Source organism: Citromicrobium bathyomarinum, assembly GCF_021021475.1.
GTDB classification, from domain to species: domain Bacteria; phylum Pseudomonadota; class Alphaproteobacteria; order Sphingomonadales; family Sphingomonadaceae; genus Alteriqipengyuania; species Alteriqipengyuania bathyomarina.
In genome coordinates this window covers 379,706-398,461 of record NZ_JAINWL010000001.1, presented here as the reverse complement: position 1 = coordinate 398,461, position 18,756 = coordinate 379,706, and the positions used below count along the sequence as shown (strand labels likewise).

Annotated in this window: 17 protein-coding genes and 1 tRNA gene; 11 read left to right on the top strand and 7 right to left on the bottom strand. The window is 66.1% G+C overall.

Translation table 11 applies throughout. The features are described from left to right. The first annotated feature begins 98 nt into the window (after positions 1–98). Entirely contained in the window at positions 99–1,151 is a 1,053-nt protein-coding gene (locus K7H93_RS02000; protein WP_230782195.1) for a sensor histidine kinase, read from the top strand. A gap of 76 nt (positions 1,152–1,227) precedes the next feature. Here the strand turns inward: K7H93_RS02000 and K7H93_RS01995 are convergent, their stop codons facing one another. Further along, positions 1,228–2,331, bottom strand: a complete 1,104-nt coding sequence (locus tag K7H93_RS01995) for an NAD(P)-dependent alcohol dehydrogenase (protein WP_230782194.1) — start codon at positions 2,329–2,331, stop codon at positions 1,228–1,230. A gap of 95 nt (positions 2,332–2,426) precedes the next feature. On the opposite strand from K7H93_RS01995, the gene K7H93_RS01990 reads away from it, so the two are divergent. After that, positions 2,427–3,107 carry a spermine/spermidine synthase domain-containing protein gene (locus K7H93_RS01990; protein ID WP_230782193.1) on the top strand — a complete coding sequence of 227 codons (681 nt, stop codon included), beginning with the start codon at positions 2,427–2,429 and terminating at the stop codon, positions 3,105–3,107. A gap of 9 nt (positions 3,108–3,116) precedes the next feature. Here the strand turns inward: K7H93_RS01990 and K7H93_RS01985 are convergent, their stop codons facing one another. Beyond that, positions 3,117–3,647, bottom strand: a complete 531-nt coding sequence (locus tag K7H93_RS01985; RefSeq protein WP_230782192.1) for a DUF1993 domain-containing protein — start codon at positions 3,645–3,647, stop codon at positions 3,117–3,119. A 90-nt stretch (positions 3,648–3,737) separates the two neighbouring features. Beyond that, a complete protein-coding gene (locus K7H93_RS01980; RefSeq protein WP_230782191.1) occupies positions 3,738–4,460 on the bottom strand; it encodes a GcrA family cell cycle regulator in 723 nt (240 codons plus the stop codon). A 91-nt stretch (positions 4,461–4,551) separates the two neighbouring features. Between K7H93_RS01980 and K7H93_RS01975 the strand changes: the two genes are divergently transcribed. After that, the gene (locus tag K7H93_RS01975; RefSeq protein WP_230782189.1) at positions 4,552–5,433 is read left to right on the top strand and encodes an ABC transporter permease; all 882 of its coding nucleotides are present in this window, start codon (positions 4,552–4,554) and stop codon (positions 5,431–5,433) included. A gap of 62 nt (positions 5,434–5,495) precedes the next feature. Here the strand turns inward: K7H93_RS01975 and hspQ are convergent, their stop codons facing one another. Then, positions 5,496–5,876 carry a heat shock protein HspQ gene (hspQ, locus tag K7H93_RS01970; protein WP_010239899.1) on the bottom strand — a complete coding sequence of 127 codons (381 nt, stop codon included), beginning with the start codon at positions 5,874–5,876 and terminating at the stop codon, positions 5,496–5,498. 181 nt (positions 5,877–6,057) lie between these two features. Here hspQ and K7H93_RS01965 point away from each other — a divergent pair. The 6 genes from K7H93_RS01965 to acs all read left to right on the top strand — a co-directional run bounded on the left by K7H93_RS01965 (position 6,058) and on the right by acs (position 12,677). Further along, positions 6,058–6,147 (top strand) — tRNA-Ser (locus tag K7H93_RS01965). Next, a complete protein-coding gene (locus K7H93_RS01960; RefSeq protein ID WP_230782188.1) occupies positions 6,148–6,546 on the top strand; it encodes an autotransporter domain-containing protein in 399 nt (132 codons plus the stop codon). 117 nt (positions 6,547–6,663) lie between these two features. Then, positions 6,664–7,611, top strand: a complete 948-nt coding sequence (locus tag K7H93_RS01955; protein ID WP_230782187.1) for a GAF domain-containing protein — start codon at positions 6,664–6,666, stop codon at positions 7,609–7,611. A gap of 139 nt (positions 7,612–7,750) precedes the next feature. Further along, positions 7,751–9,271 carry an aldehyde dehydrogenase gene (adh, locus tag K7H93_RS01950; protein WP_230782186.1) on the top strand — a complete coding sequence of 507 codons (1,521 nt, stop codon included), beginning with the start codon at positions 7,751–7,753 and terminating at the stop codon, positions 9,269–9,271. An 86-nt stretch (positions 9,272–9,357) separates the two neighbouring features. Further along, positions 9,358–10,392, top strand: coding sequence for an alcohol dehydrogenase AdhP (gene adhP / locus K7H93_RS01945; RefSeq protein WP_230782185.1), 1,035 nt, complete (start codon positions 9,358–9,360; stop codon positions 10,390–10,392). Next, complete coding sequence (acs, locus tag K7H93_RS01940) at positions 10,389–12,677, top strand: acetate--CoA ligase (RefSeq protein ID WP_230782184.1); 2,289 nt, start codon at positions 10,389–10,391, stop codon at positions 12,675–12,677. The genes adhP and acs overlap by 4 nt, the downstream gene beginning before the upstream one ends. Positions 12,678–12,860: 183 nt before the next feature. Here the strand turns inward: acs and K7H93_RS01935 are convergent, their stop codons facing one another. After that, the gene (locus K7H93_RS01935) at positions 12,861–14,444 is read right to left on the bottom strand and encodes a carboxylesterase/lipase family protein (RefSeq protein ID WP_230782183.1); all 1,584 of its coding nucleotides are present in this window, start codon (positions 14,442–14,444) and stop codon (positions 12,861–12,863) included. Between the two features lie 227 nt (positions 14,445–14,671). Here K7H93_RS01935 and K7H93_RS01930 point away from each other — a divergent pair, with 227 nt between their 5' ends. Continuing rightward, a complete protein-coding gene (locus tag K7H93_RS01930) occupies positions 14,672–15,817 on the top strand; it encodes a dihydrodipicolinate synthase family protein (protein ID WP_230782182.1) in 1,146 nt (381 codons plus the stop codon). 18 nt (positions 15,818–15,835) lie between these two features. Then, positions 15,836–17,461: a carboxylesterase/lipase family protein gene (locus K7H93_RS01925; RefSeq protein ID WP_230782180.1), complete on the top strand. Its 1,626-nt coding sequence runs from the start codon at positions 15,836–15,838 to the stop codon at positions 17,459–17,461. A 45-nt stretch (positions 17,462–17,506) separates the two neighbouring features. On the opposite strand, the gene K7H93_RS01920 is transcribed toward K7H93_RS01925, so the two are convergent. Both K7H93_RS01920 and K7H93_RS01915 read right to left on the bottom strand, forming a co-directional pair. Further along, positions 17,507–17,908, bottom strand: a complete 402-nt coding sequence (locus K7H93_RS01920; protein WP_230782177.1) for a VOC family protein — start codon at positions 17,906–17,908, stop codon at positions 17,507–17,509. Beyond that, positions 17,905–18,699, bottom strand: a complete 795-nt coding sequence (locus tag K7H93_RS01915) for an acyl-CoA thioesterase (RefSeq protein ID WP_230782175.1) — start codon at positions 18,697–18,699, stop codon at positions 17,905–17,907. Before K7H93_RS01915 ends, K7H93_RS01920 begins: the two co-directional genes overlap by 4 nt. Positions 18,700–18,756 lie beyond the last annotated feature (57 nt).

Here is an 18,756-nt window from a genome sequence, read left to right as displayed (position 1 = left end):
AGGCTGCGGGAGCATTGCTTCCGCAGCCTTTTTTCTTTGCGCCCGACTTGAAGCGCTGGCATTTGCCGGAGGTGTCGCACGCCGTCCCAACAGAATCGGTGAACCCGAAATCACCCGGCGTGGCGCGCCGTTTCGTCTCTCGCCTTCCGCTCGCGCGCAATCGCCCGTGGATCGGCTACGGTGTCGCCTTGCTGCTGACCTTCGTCGCGTGGGCGATCCGGTATGTCATCGGGGACGGGCTGCCGCCGGGCTTCCCCTATCTCACCTTTTTCCCCGCCGTCATCGTCACCGCCTTCTTCTTCGGAGTGGGGCCGGGGACGGTGTGCGCCGTGCTGTGCGGGATGCTGTCGTGGTTCTTCTTCATCGCGCCTTTCGGCAGCTTCGAACTGCATTTCGGTTCCGCGCTGGCGCTGGGCTTCTACATCTTCATCGTTTCGGTCGACATCACGCTGATCCACTGGATGCAGGTCGCCAATCGCGATCTCGATGCGGAGCGCCGCCGTAGCATCGCGCTGAAGGACAATACCGAGGTGCTGTTCAAGGAGTTGCAGCACCGCGTCGGCAACAACCTGCAGATGGTCGGCTCGCTCATCTCGTTGCAGAAGAACCGCATGACAGACGAGGGCGCGCGCGCCGCGCTGGACGAGGCATCGCGGCGGCTGGGCCTCGTCGGTCGCATCCAGCGCCAGCTTTACGACCCGGCAGGCGCGCAGGTGAGCCTGGCGGCCTATATCGACCAGATTTGCCGCGATGTGATAGCGGCCTCGGGTCGGACCGGGCTGGGATATGAATTCGTCGCCAATGCGGACACCGTGCTGCCGCCGGACAAGGCGATCCCCACCGCGCTGGTCGTGGCCGAAGCGCTCAACAATGCGATCGAGCACGGCTTCGGATCGCGTGAGGGCGGGCTGATCGTGGTCACCGTCGCGCCCTTCGAAGGCGGCACCGAGGTGATCGTGGCCAATGATGGGGTGGGGCTACCGGAGGGCTTCGACCTGGCACGTGCCGAAAGTCTGGGGCTGAAGATCGCACGCACGCTTGCGCAATCGCTCGGCGGGCGTTTTACCATGGCCGCAGCGCCGGTGGGGCCCGGCACGGTCGCGCGGCTGGAGATCGACGCGCCGCTCGGCGGCGTGCCCTCAGCCCCCTGACGCACATACGCACAGGACCGCGAAGGCTTTTGCCCCCGCGGCCCGGGCCAGTTGCGAACCGCCGTCCGTCGCCGGATCAGCCCATTTCGAGGATCGGCTTGAACACCTTGCCATCATGCAGGTCGGCGACCGCTTCGTTGATCTTGTCGAACGGGTAGCGCTTGACCAGCTTGTCGAACGGGAACTGCCCCTTCTGGTAGAGATCGACCAGCGTCGGGATGAACTGCTTCACCTTGGAATCGCCCTCGACGCAGCCGACGATCTTGCGACCCGAGAGGATCTGTTCGTTGGCGTCGAAGGAATATTCGGTGCCCGCGGGCGGTGCGCCGACCACCACCAGCGTGCCACGGTTGGCAAGCGAACCCCACGCACCGCGCGCTGCTGTGGCATTGCCGCTGCATTCGATCGCGTAGTCCACGCCGCCCGCCACGATCTTGCGCACGGCCTCGGGGACGTCGGTGTCCTTGGTGACATGCACGGTGTCGGTCGCGCCCAGTTCCTTCGCGAGCGTCAGCCGGTCCTCGTTGGTATCGACCGCGATGATCGGCGAGCATCCGGCCACCTTCGCGCCCATCACGGCGGCCATGCCGACGCTGCCCACCCCAGAGACCAGCAGGCTCGATCCCGCAGGCGGCTGCGCGGTGCGCATCACCGCGCCCGCACCGGTCTGGATGCCGCAGCCCAGCGGGCCGAGCAGCGAGATGTCCACGTCGGCCTCGATCTTCACCACGTTGCGTTCGTGCGCGATCGAGTAGGTAGCGAAGCTCGACTGCTGGAAGAAGGCGGCGTTGGGGCCGTCGTCGAACACCGGCGCATCGTCGCCCTGCCGCTTGTTCAAAAAGTTGAGCGGGTTGAAGTCGGCACAATAGGCAGGATCGCCCTCCTGGCAGGGACGGCAATGCCCGCACGAGCCGTAGGACAGCACCACATGGTCGCCCTCGGCAATGCCGGTGACGTGCGAACCGGTCGCGATGACCCTTCCTGCGCCTTCGTGGCCGAGGACGACCGGGAAATTGGTCGGCAGGTCGCCCGCCTGCACCGCGAGGTCGGTGTGGCACACGCCGGTGGCGACCAGCTCGATCAGCACCTCGTGCGGGCCGGGATCGGCGATCTCGCGCTCTTCGATGGCGAAGTCGGCTCCGGCTTCGGAGACGACGGCGATGCGGGCGGTGGTGGTCATGGGAATTCTCCTTCGGGGGTTGTCTCGATAACTTTTCCCGACGGGTCCGTGTTCCGGCCTATCCCCCGCGCGCGGTAGCGTTTATCGCAACGCCCATGCTGCCACGCGAAACAATAGCCACTGCCCAGATCCCCGACGGCAAGGAGCTGACGTTGGTCAGCCACGGGCGCGATTTCATCATCATGCTCGGCCGGGACGAGCTGATGGGCACCCGGATGCAGTTTTCCGAAGAACAGCTCGCGGTGCTTGCGCTGGCCGAGCTGGGGGCGAGCAAGCCGCGCATCCTGATCGGCGGCTTTGGCATGGGCTTCACCTATCGCGCTGCGCTCGCGCACCTGCCCGCAGGCGGCAGCGTGACCGTGGCCGAACTGGTGCCCGAAATCCTCGAGTGGGCACGCGGGCCGCTGGCGCATCTGAGCAGCGAGAGCCTCGACGATCCGCGCGGCGAGGTGATCCTGTGCAATGTCGAAGCTTTGATCGACGATGCCAATGATGGCACGACGCCCAAGTACGATGCGATCCTGCTCGACGTCGACAATGGGCCGGACGGGATCGTGGTCGACAGCAATTTCCGGCTCTACACCCGCACCGGCATCGCCAAGGCGAAGGATGCGCTCAACCCCGGCGGGATCATGGCGGTGTGGTCCGCCGCGCCCGACCACAAGTTCACCACGCGGCTGAAGGATGGCGGGTTCGAGGTCGAGGTGCGCGAAGTGCGCGCGCGGCCCAACAACAAGGGGCCGCGCCACACGATCTGGTTTGCGCGCAAGCGCTGAGGCGGAGCGTCAGCCCGCCGGTTTCAGGCGCAGCGCGCCGAGATAGTCGCGCTTGCCGATCTCCACGCCTGCCATCCGCAGGATGTCGTAGGCGGTCGCCGAATGGAAATAGACATTCGGGTTGGAGAAGCTGAGCAGGAAGTCCTGCACGGTGAAGTCCAGCCGGAACTTGTCGCCGATGGTGAACACCATGTCGTTTCCGGCGATCTGCTCAAGCGCGTCCTCGCTCGCCTGCTCGCAGGTCTTGCGCGCCGTCGCGATCATGTCGCGCAGGGACGCGAAATCCTCCGGGTAGGGGTTCATGTCGGGCGAGAAGTGTCCCTCGTGCACCGCGGTGAGCGCCAGGTGCGTATGCGTCCAGCAGCTTTTGAACTGGTAGGCCAGCGGCAGCATGTCGTCGGCGAGGCGCGTCTCCAGCAGCTCTTTCTCGCCTGCCTTTCCGTCCGCGACGTAGCCCTCGGCCTTGTCGAGCAGGCCGTCGACCGCGCCGAGCACCTGCAGCCAGTTGGGAATGATCGCCTGATGCAGCGATAGGGCCATGTGTATTTCCTCCTGTTCAACGCGAAACAGCCCGGCTTTCGCTGGTGGAGAGCCGGGCTGTCGAAATCTGATACTAGTGCGCGGCCTTTATTAGCGAACGCGCGGACCGCCATAGGGCAGCGGCGGCGGGGGGCGGCGGCTGCCGCGCGGCAGCTGCGCCTGATAGGCCCGGCCGCAATGTTCGACGCAGTAGGGGAAGCCGGGGTTCACCGCTTCGCCGCAGAAGTGGAAATCGGGTTCGCCCGGATGGCCCATCGGCCAACGGCACACCTTGTCGCTCAGATCGAGCAGGCTGGTCTTGTCCGCGATCGAGGGATCGGGCTTGGCCGGAACCAGCCGACGCGGCGGTGCGGGCGGGATCGGCGGCTGCTGGTCGCCGGGGCCCTGACGCAGGAAACCGCCGGGGCCGACCGAAACGACTCGCGGCATGTTGGAGCGGGGCGCGGCTTGCTCTGCCGAACCAGTGGGTGCCGCAGGGCCTTGCGCCGGTGCGGGGGCAGGGGCCGGGGCTGGCGAGGGCGCGGGGGCCTTGGCCACGGCGGGGGCGGGCTTGGGCGCGGCAGGCTTGGGCGCAGCAGCAGGTGCGGGCGCGGGAGCCGCTTTCTTCTTGGGCGCAGGCTTGGCCTTGCTGGCAGGGGCCTTCTTTTCCGCGGATTTGACCGGGGACGGGCGCGATTTCAGGCCCAGGCGGTGCGCCTTGCCGATCACCGCATTGCGCGACACCTCGCCCAGTTCCTTGGCGATCTCGGTCGCGGTAGAGCCGCCTTCCCACATGCGCTTGAGGGTCGCGGTGCGCTCTTCAGTCCAACTCATCGAAATTCCATCTGCTTTGTGCCCAGACAGGCAACTTAGGTATCCGGGCCGTGGGTTGCCACCCGTTTCGCCAGCGCTTAGGCCGCGCAGCATGAGCGATCAAGCACCGCCCGCACAACAGAGCCTCGCCGCAGCCTGCGCTGCACCCGACAATCTGCCCGGATGGGGCGAGCCGAAGATCCACGGGATCAACACCATCGGCCTGTGGAGCCTGTACCTCAAGGAGGTGCGGCGCTTCTTCAAGGTCCAGACGCAGACCGTGTGGGCACCGGCCTTCACCACACTCCTGTTCCTGGTGATCTTCTCGGTCGCGCTGGGGCGGGGTGGTCGCGAGATCCTCGGCGTGCCGTTCGAAAGCTTCCTCGCGCCGGGCCTGATCGTGATGGCGATGATGCAGAACAGCTTCGCCAATTCGAGCTTCAGCTTCCTCTCGGGCAAGATCCAGGGGACCATCATCGACCTGCTGATGCCGCCGCTTTCGCATGGCGAGCTGCTGGCAGGCATCGTCGGCGCGGCGGTGACCCGCGCAGTGCTGGTCGGCTGCGCGGTGGCGCTGGCGGTGTTCATCTATCCCGGTGCGAAGCTGATGCTGTCGCACGCCTGGGCGATCGTCTGGTTCGGCCTGATGGGTGCGCTGATGCTCGGCTTCTTCGGCCTGATGGCGTCGATCTGGGCGGAGAAGTTCGATCACAACGCTGCGGTGACCAATTTCGTGGTCGCGCCGCTCAGCCTGCTGTCGGGTACGTTCTATACGCTCGATCGGCTGCATGAGCCGTTCTACACGATCAGCCACTTCAACCCGTTCTTCTACGTGATCTCGGGCTTCCGCTATGGCTTCATCGGGCAAAGCGATATTGGCGGCGGCACGGCTGGCGATGTGTGGATGGCGGCGGGCGGTCTGCTCGCGCTCAACGCGGTGCTCGCACTGGCGACCTTCGCGCTGCTCAAGTCCGGGTGGAAGATCCGGCAATAGCCGGACGTACTATCCCGGTGAACGAAGGCGGACCGGAGGGCTGACACTCCGGCGCTCCAGCCTCAGTGGGTCATGCCCCGGCGCATCTGGTAGCGGCCGTCGGCGAATTCATCGAACATCTCGTCGATATTGGGATGGTCGACCGGGCCGCCGGTCCCATCGCCGACAAGGTTCTGCTGGCTGACATAGGCCACGTAGTACGCATCGTCGCTTTCGGCGAAGAGGTGGTAGTACGGCTGATCGCGTTCGGGGCGAATCTGTTCGGGAATCGCCTCGTACCATTCCTCGCTGTTGGCGAAGGTTGGGTCGATGTCGAACACCACGCCCCGGAAATCGAACATTTTGTGGCGCACCACGTCACCGACGCCAAAGCGCGCCTGGCGCTTGAACGGCACTTCGATCTGGCGGCCGGCCTGGTGGGAAAAGAACTGCGAAAGCGGCATTCGTGACAAGATAGATGTCCGGGGGGCGCGGCACAATGGGCAGCGGTGCGCCGGGCGAGAATCGGGCTTCATACAGGTGCGTAGCAAGAGGGGCTTGGCAGCGCCCGCGCATTAGGCTAGCTGCGCCCTCCCGGCCCTCCGGCACGCGCATTGCCTGCGCTGCCGTGCACCCCTTTTTTGCGGAGAGGTGGCAGAGAGGTCGAATGCGCCGCACTCGAAATGCGGTGTACGGGCAACCGTACCGTGGGTTCGAATCCCACCCTCTCCGCCATTGGCCAAGACGACTGGCTATTTCACCGAATTCGACGCCGGGGCCTACAGCCTCGCCTATGGCGACCAGCGGGTGGACAGTCTCTCCGCCAATCTGGGGCTGCGGGCGTGCGACACGATAGAGCTGCCCATCGGTCTGCTGCGGCCCGAATTGCGCGGGGAGTACGGCTATGACTTAGCAGGCCGCTCAAGCATGTTGCTCGGATATGCGAACCTCGGATGGCGGAGCTATTCGACCCTCGCCGGACGCACCGCGCGGCACAATCTCGAAGTCAGCCTGCTGCTCGATCTGCAAATGGCTGGTGGCTGGAAAATCGGGACGGGCTACCGCACCAGCATCGGGTCGCAATCGCAGCGCAGCCATCGGTGGACGTGCATGTCGAAGTGCGGTTCTAGGTAGGGGCAGCGGCACCATGAAGATATGGGGGCGCACTCGAACCCCATTCCTCCGCCCTATCCGAGGTTCATGACAACGTCATAAGTCGCCAAGGCGATCGAAATGCGGTACGTGTGCGCCATGGCAGTCGAGCACGAAGACTCGGTCGAGAAGGTCCTGCACTCTTCTTCCAGCGCCGCGCAATCGTTTGTTGCGGCCAGCTGGTGTCGTTCGGGCCTCAAGTACGGGCTCGATGCGGGGGCCGACCAGGGGCGGGAGCTTGTTTCCGGCAGCGAGCTTACGCAGCGGCGCGAACGCCACGGCCTGATGCTGGAGGTGGCGCGGCCGCTGCTCGACCAGCTGTTCCAGACCGTCGCCGCCACCGGCTGCGCGATCATGCTGTCGGACAAGGACGGCGTCATCCTCGAATCGCGAAGCCAGACGGGCGACCGGGCAATGTTCGACCAGGTCGGGCTGACCCCGGGCGGCGTGTGGAGCGAAAGCCGCGAAGGGACCAACGGGATCGGCACCTGTCTTGTCGAAGGGCGGCCGGTCACGATCCACCGCGACGAACATTTCGCCTCCCGCAATATCGGCATCAGCTGCATGGACGCGCCGGTGCGCGATGCGGCGGGACGGCTCGTGGGCGCGCTCGACATCTCCAATTGCCGCGACGATCACAGCGCGGCGATGGGCGCGCTGGTCCAGAAGATCGTGCAGGATGCCGCGCGCAGGATCGAAAGCGGCGTGTTCCGCAAGTTCTTCGAAGGGCACCGGATCATCGATGCCAACCTGCCGGGCGGCGATGCGGCGCTGCTGGCGGTCGACCGCGACGATCTGGTGATCGGCGCGACCTATGCCGCACGCCATCGCCTCAACCTGTCGGACGACTGCCTGACCGGATCGCGCAGCGCGGCGGAAATCCTCGGCGGAGAGGACTCCGCATCGTTCCGCGACTCGGAGCGTGCGGTGCTGCGGCGCGCGCTGGCGCAGGCCGATGGCAATGCCACACGGGCGGCAAAGGCGCTCGGCATCGGGCGCGCGACGCTCTATCGGCGGATGGAAAAGGTGGGGCTGGCACGCGGCTGACACAGCCAGCTCCAGAACTGTCTCGATAGCGAGACAGTTGCGCCGACGATCCGCCCGCCCGCCCTTTCCAGCACGGGCTTTTCAAGGAACCATCATCCTCACGACCGGGAGCACCCGGCACTTTCGAGAGGATCAACTGATGGACATGCAAACCAGCCCCGCCGCATCGATGACCGCCCCGTTCGCGGAGCGTTACGACAACTTCATCGGCGGCAAGTGGGTCGCGCCTAAGGATGGGCGTTACTTCGACAATATCTCCTCGATCACCGGCAAAGCGGTGGGTCAGGTCGCGCGCAGTCAGGCGGCGGATATCGAAGCCGCGCTCGATGCAGCGCATGCCGCGAAAGACGCATGGGGCCGCACCAGCGCGGGCGAACGCGCGCTGATCCTCAACCGGATCGCCGACCGGATGGACGACAATCTCCAGAAGCTGGCGATCGCGGAAACCTGGGACAATGGCAAACCGCTGCGCGAGACCATGGCCGCCGATATCCCGCTGGCGATCGACCATTTCCGCTATTTCGCGGGCTGCATCCGTGCGCAGGAAGGCAGCATTTCGGAAATCGACCACGATATGGTCGCCTACCATTTCCACGAGCCGCTCGGCGTGGTCGGCCAGATCATTCCGTGGAACTTCCCGATCCTGATGGCGGTGTGGAAGCTCGCCCCGGCGCTGGCGGCGGGCAACTGCGTGGTGCTCAAACCCGCTGAGCAGACCCCGGCTTCGATCATGGTGCTGATGGAGCTGATCGGCGACCTGCTGCCTGCCGGCGTGGTCAACGTGGTGAACGGCTTTGGCGTCGAAGCGGGCAAGCCGCTCGCCAGCAGTAGCCGGATCGCCAAGATCGCCTTTACCGGCGAGACGAGCACCGGCCGCCTCATCATGCAATATGCGACCGAAAACCTGATCCCGGTCACGCTGGAACTGGGCGGCAAGAGCCCCAACATCTTCTTCGAGGACGTCTGCCGCGAGGACGACGACTATCTCGACAAGGCGATCGAAGGCCTCGTGATGTTCGCGCTCAATCAGGGCGAGGTCTGCACCTGCCCCAGCCGCGCGCTGGTTCACGAGAGCATCTACGACCGCTTCATGGACAAGGCGATTAAGCGCGTCGAGGCGATCAAGGCGGGCAATCCGCTCGACATGGAGACGATGATCGGCGCGCAGGCCTCGTCCGAGCAGCAGCAGAAGATCCTCTCCTACATCGATATCGGCAAGCAGGAAGGTGCCGAGCTGCTGACCGGCGGCGAAGCGGCGCGGTTCGAAGGCGAGATCGCGGACGGCTACTACGTCAAGCCGACCGTATTCCGGGGCAACAACCGGATGCGCATCTTTCAGGAGGAGATCTTCGGCCCGGTCCTCTCGGTCACCACCTTCAAGGACCATGACGAGGCGCTTAACCTCGCCAACGATACGCTCTACGGCCTCGGCGCGGGCGTGTGGAGCCGCGATGCCAACACCTGCTACCGCTTCGGCCGCGCGATCGAGGCCGGGCGCGTGTGGACCAATTGCTACCACGCCTATCCGGCGCACGCGGCGTTCGGCGGCTACAAGCAGTCGGGCATCGGGCGCGAAAACCACCGCATGATGCTCGACCACTATCAGCAGACCAAGAACATGCTGGTCAGCTATAGCCCGAAGAAGCTCGGCTTCTTCTGAGGCGCTTCCCTCTCCCTCCCCCCTCGGGCGCTGCGACGCATGCCCTTCGCAGCGCCCTCCAGAAGTGAAGACTCAGGAGAATTGTCATGAGCAAGACCATGAAAGCCGCGGTTGTCCGCGCCTTTGGCGAGCCGCTGCGGATCGAGGAAGTGCCGGTGCCCGAAGTCGCGCCAGGCATGATCCAGGTGGCGATCCAGGCCTCGGGCGTGTGCCACACCGATCTGCATGCCGCCGAAGGCGACTGGCCGGTTAAGCCCGAGCCGCCCTTCATTCCAGGCCATGAAGGCGTGGGCTTCGTCTCTGCCGTGGGCAAGGGCGTGACCCACGTGAAGGAAGGCGACCGGGTCGGCGTGCCCTGGCTCTACACCGCCTGCGGCCACTGCACCCACTGCCTCGGCGGGTGGGAAACGCTGTGCGAGAGCCAGCTCAACACCGGCTATTCGGTCAATGGCGGGTTCGCTGACTATGTTCTGGCCGACCCCAACTATGTCGGCCACCTGCCCGACAATGTCGGCTTCAACGAGATCGCGCCGGTGCTGTGCGCGGGCGTGACGGTCTACAAGGGCCTGAAGATGACCGAGACCAAGCCGGGCGATGCGGTGGTGATCTCCGGCATCGGCGGGCTCGGCCACATGGCGGTGCAATATGCAGTCGCGATGGGGATGAACGTGGTCGCGGTCGATGTGGACGATGCCAAGCTCGAACTGGCGCGCAAGCTCGGCGCGGTGGAGACCGTGAACGCGCGGACCGACAATGACCCTGCAGCGACGGTAAAGCGTCTGACCGGCGGCGGCGCGCGTGGCGCGCTGGTGACCGCGGTGAGCGAGAAAGCGTTCGAACAGGCGGTCGGCATGGTCGGGCGCGGTGGTACGCTTGCGCTCAATGGTCTGCCGCCGGGCGATTTCCCGCTCAACATCTTCGGCATGGTTCTGAACGGCATCACGGTGCGCGGCTCGATCGTGGGCACGCGGCTGGACCTTCAGGAATCGCTCGACTTCGCCGCCGATGGCAAGGTCAAGGCGACGATTTCGACCGCCGGTCTGGACGACATCAATGCGGTGTTCGACCGGATGCGGCAGGGCCAGATCGAGGGGCGCGTCGTCCTCGACATGACCCAATGATGCAAAGTGCCGCGCCGGAGGGCCGCGTGGTCCGCCGCGTGGTCCGCCGCGTGGTCGCCACCGACGCGGCCACGGCCCTGCTGGGCCAGATCATCGAACGTCACGGCCCCGTGCTGATCCACCAGTCGGGCGGGTGCTGTGACGGCTCAAGTCCGATGGTCTATCCGCGCGATGAGTTCCGCCTCGGCGGGTCGGACGTGCTGCTGGGCACGATCGGCACCACGCCGGTCTATATCGGCGCGGCGCAATTCGCGGCGTGTAAACACACGCAGCTTATCCTTGATGTGGTGGAAGGGCGAGGCGGCATGTTCAGCCTCGATAATGGAACGGGCCGACGCTTCCTCGTGCGAAGCCGGGCCTATGGGGAGAGAGAAATCGCCATGTTGCACAAGGCAGACAGGCTTCGCGCCATGCAGGCATCGATCGACAGCGATGCAGACGCCTTCTGGCTGGACGAAGCGCACCGGCTCGACTGGAGCGTCTTCCCGGCGAAGGCGGACGAGAGCAGCTTCGACAAGGCCGATTTCGGCATTCGCTGGTTTGCCGATGGCGCGCTGAACGTCTCGGTCAATTGCCTAGACCGCCACCTCGATACGCGCGGCGACCAGCCGGCGATCGTGTTCGAAGGCGACGAGCCGGGCGAAGGGCGAACGCTCACCTATCGTGAGCTGCACGGGCAGGTCTGCCGCTTCGCCAATGTTCTGAAAGCCTACGGGATCGGCAAGGGCGATCGGGTGATCCTTTACATGCCGATGGTGCCCGAAGCGGCGATTGCGATGCTCGCCTGCGCCCGGATCGGCGCGGTCCATTCGGTCGTCTTCGGCGGCTTCTCGCCCGACAGCCTGGCCGACCGGATCGCCGATTGCGGTGCCACCTTGGTCGTCACCGCCGACGAAGGCACGCGCGGTGGCAAGCGTATTTCGCTCAAAGCCAATGTCGATAGCGCGCTGGAGCGGGCGAGCGGCATCGATACGGTCATCGTCATGCAGCGGACGGGTGGCGATGTGGCGATGCGCGAGGGGCGCGACATCTGGTGGGAGGAGGCCTGCGCAGATGCCGCCGCCGATTGCCCGCCCGAAGCGATGAACGCGGAAGATCCGCTTTTCATCCTCTATACCTCCGGATCGACCGGCAAGCCCAAGGGCGTGCTGCACACCACTGGGGGATATCTGCTGTGGTCGACGCTGACCTACGATCTGCTGTTCGGCCCTGAGGAAGGTAAGGATGTGGCGGACGATCTGTTCTGGTGCACCGCCGATGTCGGCTGGATCACCGGCCACACCTATGTCGTCTATGGCCCACCCTCCAACGGCGCGCGCACGGTCATGTTCGACGGTGTGCCCAACTACCCCGATCCGGGGCGTCTGTGGGAGACCAGCCAGCGCCTCGGCGTGACGATCTTCTACACCGCGCCCACCGCGATCCGCGCGCTGATGCGGCAGGGCGACCGGTGGGTGATCCGCCATGACCTGTCCTCGATCCGTCTGCTGGGCACGGTGGGCGAACCGATCAATCACGAAGCGTGGGAATGGTATCATGACATCGTCGGGCGCGGGGAGTGCCCGATCGTCGATACCTGGTGGCAGACCGAAACCGGTGGGGCGCTGATCGCGCCGGTCCCCGGAGCGACCGAGACCAAGCCTGGCAGCGCGACCCTGCCACTTCCCGGCGTCCACCCCGAACTGGTCGATGGCGAAGGGCATGTGCTGGCTGGAGCGACGGAGGGCAATCTGGTCCTCACCCGCAGCTGGCCGGGCCAGATGCGCACCATCTTCGGTGATCATGATCGCTTCTTCCAGACCTATTTCAGCACCTTCCCCGGCACCTATTTCACCGGCGACGGCGCGCGGCGTGACGAGGATGGCTATTACTGGATCACCGGCCGGGTCGACGATGTCATCAACGTGTCGGGGCACCGCATGGGCACCGCCGAAGTCGAAAACGCGCTCGACGAGCATGTGCTGGTGGCAGAGGCCGCCGTCGTCGGGATGCCCCACGATATCAAGGGGCAGGGCATCCATGCCTTCGTGACACTGAAGGCCGGCGAGGAGGGCAGCGATGCCCTGCGCCAGGAACTGCGCGATCTGGTGCGCAGCGAGATCGGACCGTTCGCCACGCCCGATGTCATTCAGTTCGCGCCCGACCTGCCCAAGACACGTTCGGGCAAGATCATGCGCCGGGTTCTCCGAAAAATCGCCGAGGGGCAGCCCGATCAGATTGGCGACATCTCGACCCTCGCCGATCCCGGCGTCGTCGATGCGCTTCGTGAGCGCAGTCCCGCATGATGGCCTGACGATCGATGCCGGCTAGTTTGCCTCCGGGCGGGGTGGGACGCTGTCCTACATCGCCTCGTCGCGCTAGAGCCGAAGCTGCTCTTTGACATGCCGCCAGGGTTCCCCGGCCTGCCCGTGGGGAGAGACAGTTTTCTCTCCCCTGGACAGTGTGTCAGGTGTGTCAGGCTAAGGGCTTCAGGGCTTCCAGTATTGGCGGAAGCTGGCGCGCGGATCGCTCTCCACCCGGAGGTCTTCGTCGAAGATCAGCGTCGTGCGCTCGGGCGGGGAGTAGGGCTTCCATTCGGGCATGCGCTCGTTGTTCGGGTCGCCATTGGCAGCGAAGGCCGCCCAGCTCGATGCGATGGCGGCGGCGAGCGTGTTGGCCTCCTTGCTCGAGCCGTTGAGCGCGCCGCGTGTGTTGTAGAGGCTGGGCGCGACGTCGATCCCGTGGACCGCGCCGAAGCGGCCGTCCGCCGCCGGGCTCGGCTGGGTCCAGAGGTAGGTCCAGACCGGCGCGCCGCCCTGCTTCGCCTTGAGCTCGGCCTGCGCGAAGGCCGATTTGCGGAAGGTAAGGTCGGATTCGAGCCGCGCGGCGAGCAGGAAGGGCGGGGCGTCCGGGTCTTCCGCGCGATAGGCGGCAACCGCTTCGGCGGCCCTGTCACCCAGGTGCTTGCGGGCGAACTCCGTAAGACGCGCCTCGTCCATCGCGAAGTCGCCCATGCGGTAGGCCCGCTCGTCGAGCACGGAGGACACGATCATGGGGACGTCGGCGGATACATCCGGCGCATCCGGGTCCCACGGGTGCCGGGGCAGGGCGATCCCGTCGACGACTGGCGCGAAGGATCGCGGTGCCTCGCCCTTGGCGCGGTCCGCGGCCTCCAGCTTGGCCTGCGTTTCGAGGAGGGTGGTCCACGGCACCTCCTGCAGCTTGCGGAAATCGGCGGGTGCGATGTCGAGCGCGCCCATCAGCCGTTTCGCGGTCGCGCTCGCCATTTCGGGCGGCATCATCCGCAGGGCGGAGCCGCTCATCACGCCCGCGCGGTGGAACAGGCCCTTGCCGCCGGGCATCGCCATCAGCACGCTGGTCTTTGCCCCGCCGCCCGACTGGCCATAGACGAGCACGCGGTCCGGATCGCCGCCGAACGCCGCGACATTCTCGCGCACCCAGCCCAGCGCGGCGACGATGTCCTGCATCCCCACCGTGCCCGAGGTGGCGAACTCCTCGCCCCCGAACTCGGCGAGGTGGAGGAAGCCGAACGCGCCGAGGCGATGGTTGATCGCGATAACCACGCTGTCGGTGAAGCGCGCCATCGCCTCCCCGTCCATGCCGACCGAGTTGCCCGAGCCGGAGTAGAACCCGCCCCCGTGCAGCACGACGATCACCGGCTTCTTCGCATTGGGATCGAGCCCGGGCGACCACAGGTTGAGCGAGAGGTTGTCCTCCCCCATCCCTGAGGGATTGCGATCGACCATGATCAGGTCGGCATAAACATGACGACGGTCGCCCGGGATTTGCGGGGCGACGTCGGTCCAGTGCAGCGCATAGCGCACGCCCGCCCAGGGCTCGACCGGTTGCGGCGGCATGAAGCGGTTCGCGCCGCTCGTGTCGGCAGCATAGCTCACGCCCCGGAAGATCGAGACCCCGCCCGATTCCAGGCCGCGCAGCTTGCCCTGCGCCGTCTCCACGATCGGGAACATGCCCGCCGCGAATGCTGGCCGCGCCATGGCGGTAGCGCCGAGCGCGAGTGCCGATCCGAGTGTCTGTCGCCGCGTCATCATCCCCGAGTCTCCCTTTGTCGTTTGCGCTGACACTAGAACCAATTGGACTTGCGTGTTAAGCCCTTTTCGTAAATGCGGTATGCCTGCAAGGTCCGGGTAAGTAAGGTGAATGGTTTTCGTTCAAATGCCCGGTTCCTTGATATGTGTGGTTCGATGAGTGGGAGAGGCAGGACTTGGAGCGATTGCGCATCACGCGGCGAAGTGCGCTTGCCGGGGCGGCTGCGCTGATGGCGGCGTCGACCTTGCGTGCGCAGCATCCGGCTGGCGGCCGGCTCGCGCCCAGAGCCGATTCGCCCCAGCGGGTGTGGGCGAAGGCGAACCTGCGCGGGTTGATGAACCTGTTCCTGCCGACCTTCCGCGAGGACGGGCGCACGCTGGACGAGGACGCGATCCGCCACGATGTGCGCCATGCGATCGCGCAGGGCTTTTCCGGCACGCTGCCGATGATCAACTGGACGCTCCCCGGCGATCCACGATGGGCGGAGTTCCATCGCATCCTGATCGACGAGGCGGGCGATGACCTGCCGGTCCACGGCATTATCGCCAGCGGCAAGGTGGAGTCGGACCTCCGCCTGCTTGGCGCGCTGGAGGAGATGGGCGTGCAACTCGTGCTGCTCGCCTCGACTTTTCCAACCGATAGCAGCGCCGACCAGCTGCACGATCTGATGGCGCAACGGATCACCGCCACGCAGCTTCCGGTCATGCTCTATGCCGCAACCGGGCGGCGCGCGTTTCCGGCGCTCGGGCCCGCTGGCCAGCCGCTCGACGTGTACGACCGGATTGCCGACCTCGACAACGTGGTGGCGGTGAAGATCTCGCAGCCGGTATCGCTGACATCGACCATGCAGCTGTGCCAGCGGCTGGGCGACCGTCTTTCGATGGGGCCGGTCAATCTCGATTTCCTGCCACTGCTCGCGCGTCATTTCGACATCAACTGGAGCGGGCAATGGAATGCCGAAGCAGTGCAGACCCCTGCGCAGCCAATCGGCAACCGCTGGCTCGCCGCCTCTGCCGCAGGCGACATGGCGCAGGTCGATGCGCTGGCCCGGCAGATACAGCCTGCGCTGTCGCACTTCTTCGCGATGCAGGCTCCGGTCATCCGCGCGGGCGGGCATCCGTGGCAGCACAACCGCTATTACCAGTGGCTCTCGGGCGGCAATGGCGGGCTGCTGCCGCCTGATCCTCATGCGCCGGACGGAGCGATCCCCGTGCTCGATGCCAGGGCGCGCGCCGCGATGCGTGCGGCCTACCGCGCGTCGGGCCTCGAGCCGACCGATGCGCCGGAGGAGCAATTCTTGGTCGGGCGCGCGGCATGGGCGCGCGGCGTGCGCGCCTCCGACCTGACCGCGCTGCCATATTACTCGCAAGATTGAGACAAGAGGGAGAGGGGAATGACGATCCGCAAACTTTGGGCGGGCCTTGCCACCGCCGCTGCGCTCGGGCTGTCGGCCTGCGCGACCACGGGTGCAGACGCGCCCGCTGCGCAGGCGGGCGGCGCACCGCTCCTTCGGACTAGTTACGGCCCGGTGGTCGGCTCGCGCGAAGGCGCAAGCGGCACGGTCAACGTCTTCCGCGGCGTTCGCTACGCGGCATCGACCGAGGGACGGCGCTTCCAGCGCGCGGCGGACCCGCAGCCGTGGTCGCAGCCGCTGGAGGCCGCCCGGTTCGGCAGCGAATGCCCGCAGATCCCTTCGCCCGACGTGCCCGTATTCGCCTCGTGGGCGAACACGGTCGGCACCAGCGAAGACTGCCTGTTCCTCAACGTGTGGACGCGGGGCCTTGGCGACGGGAAGAAGCGCCCGATCATGGTCTGGCTTCACGGCGGCGGCTACGTCACCGGTTCCGGCTCGAGCAATGGCTACGACGGGTCGCGACTGGCCGAGCGGGGCGATGTGGTCGTCGTCACGCTCAACCATCGGCTGAACGCGCTGGGCTATTCCTACCTCGGCGGGCTGACCGACGATCCGAAATATGCCGACAGCGGCAACCTCGGCAGTCTGGACATCGTCAAGGCGCTCGAATGGGTGCGCGACCATGCGGACGCGATCGGCGGCGATCCGGATAATGTAACGATCTTCGGTGAGTCCGGCGGTGCCGCCAAGGTCTCCACGCTGATGGCGATGGAGGGTGCGCGCGGGCTGTTCCAGCGCACCATTGCGCAGTCGGGTTCGATGTCGCTCTCAGGCTTTACCCCGCGCGTGGGCACGCCGCTGGCGAAGGATCTGATGGCCACTGCCGGTGCCTCCAGCGTGGAAGAACTTGCTGCCATGCCGATCGAGGACTTCATCGCCGCGATGATGAAGTCGCGCAGCCGCGGCGCGTTCTATCGCCCGGTGGTGGATGGCCGATCGCTGACCCGTCAGCCTTACGCGCCCGATGCCAACCCGGTGAGCGCCGACATCCCGCTGCTGGTCGGCACCAACAACAACGAGATGCGCCTGCAGGGCGGCCTCGGCAGTCCGGAGAACTTCGCGCTGACATGGGAGCAGCTTCCGGCGAAGCTCAAGGCATTTACCGGGGGTGCCGATGTCGATGAGGTGATCGCAGGCATGCGCGCGGCGCACCCCGATTACGACGCCAGCGACGTGTTCTTCCAAGTCGCGACCTTCCGCAATTATCGCGGCACGGCGCTGCTTCAGGCAGAGCGCAAGAGCGAGCAGTCCGCTCCGGTCTACATGTACCGGCTCGACTGGAAGACCCCGGTCGAGGGTGGGCGGCTGGAGACGCCGCACGCGCTCGATATCGCCTTCGTGTTCGACAATGTCGCGCGCTCGACCAGCTATACCGGGCCCGATACGGCGGAGACGCAGCGGATGGCCGACCTGATGGCCGATGCGTGGATCGCTTTCGCGCGCACCGGCAATCCGGACACCCCGGCGCTGCCGCAATGGCCGACCTACGACATGCAGACCCGCGCGACGATGATCTTCGATCTCGATCCGCAGGTGGTGCAGGACCCGGACGGGGAAGAGCGCGAACTGCTTCAGCGGCTGCTGCCCGAGGGACGCGGGCTTTAGGGCCTGGCGATTGGGGAGCGCCGCCTTTGCGCGCCGCGCTTCTCCTCAGCCCGCGGTGGCTGCTGCGGTCATCTGCATGATCTCGATCTCATGACCCTCGGGCGCGCGAACGAATGCGATGCGGGCGGGGCCGAACTGAACGGTCTCGCCCTTCTGCTTCGCTCCGGCGGCGAGGGCGCGGGCCAGGTCGGCATCGAGATCGCGCGAGACCATGCCCACCGGGCCGTAGCCGTTGCCGGTGTTGATCGCGCGGCCATCCTTCCAGTAGAACAGCACGATCGTGGTCGAACCCTTCGCGCCGGTCATCACGTGTTCGCGGAAGGTCGGCGTGTCGACCGTGTCGGCATGGGTCAGGCCGAAGCCGCTTTCGAAGAAGGCGGTCGCGGCGTCGATATCCGCCACCGTCAGTTTGACGAAGGTGAAGAGGGCGGGCTCGGTCGTGCTCATTGAGAGTCCTTTCGTGCATCACTTCTGGGTCGCATCAGGCTCTCCTGCGCGACGGTGGCAACCATCCGGCCATCCAGATCGTAGAAATGCCCGCGATTGAGGCCCCGTGCGTGGCCTGCCCACGGGCTCTCGGTCGCGAACAGATGCCACTTGTCGAAATCGGGCGTCTCATGAAACCACACCGCATGGTCGAGCGAGGCGGCCTGGACGCGATCGCTCCCCGGCCGGATGCCATGTGGCAGCAGCGCATTGCGCAGGAACATCATGTCCGACGCATAGCCAAGCAGCGCGCGCTGGAGCAGCGGGTCCTCCCCCGTCGGCTCGCGCATCCGCATCCACACCGCGGTCTTCGCTTCGCGGCCTTCGGAACCGAACAGCAGACCCGGATCGATCGGTACGATCTCGATCGGGCGCTTCTGCAGCCGCTCGACGATCGGAGCGCTCGCCGCCTGAGTATTGCCCGCGCGCCAAGCTTGCAGCCCGGCCAGTGCGGCGTCGATATCCAGCGGGAAGGGGGCTGGGGCGGCGTGTTCGAAGCCGGCCTCCTCAACATGGAACGACACGGTCATGGTGAAGATCAGCCGGTCGTCCTGAAAGCCATCGACCCGGCGCACCGCGAAGCTGCGTCCGGAAGATAGCTGGGTGACGGTGTAGCGCACGGGATGCGCGCTCGATCCGGCCTTCAGGAAATGGGCATGCAGGGAATGGGGCAGGCGGGCGCCATCCTCCACCGCCGATGCCGCGAGCAGCGCCTGCGCAATGGCGTGGCCGCCGAACAGGCGCGGCCCCATGGCCGGGCCGGAGCGCCCTTCGAAGGTCGCGGTATCGACCGCTTCGAGCGCAAGGAT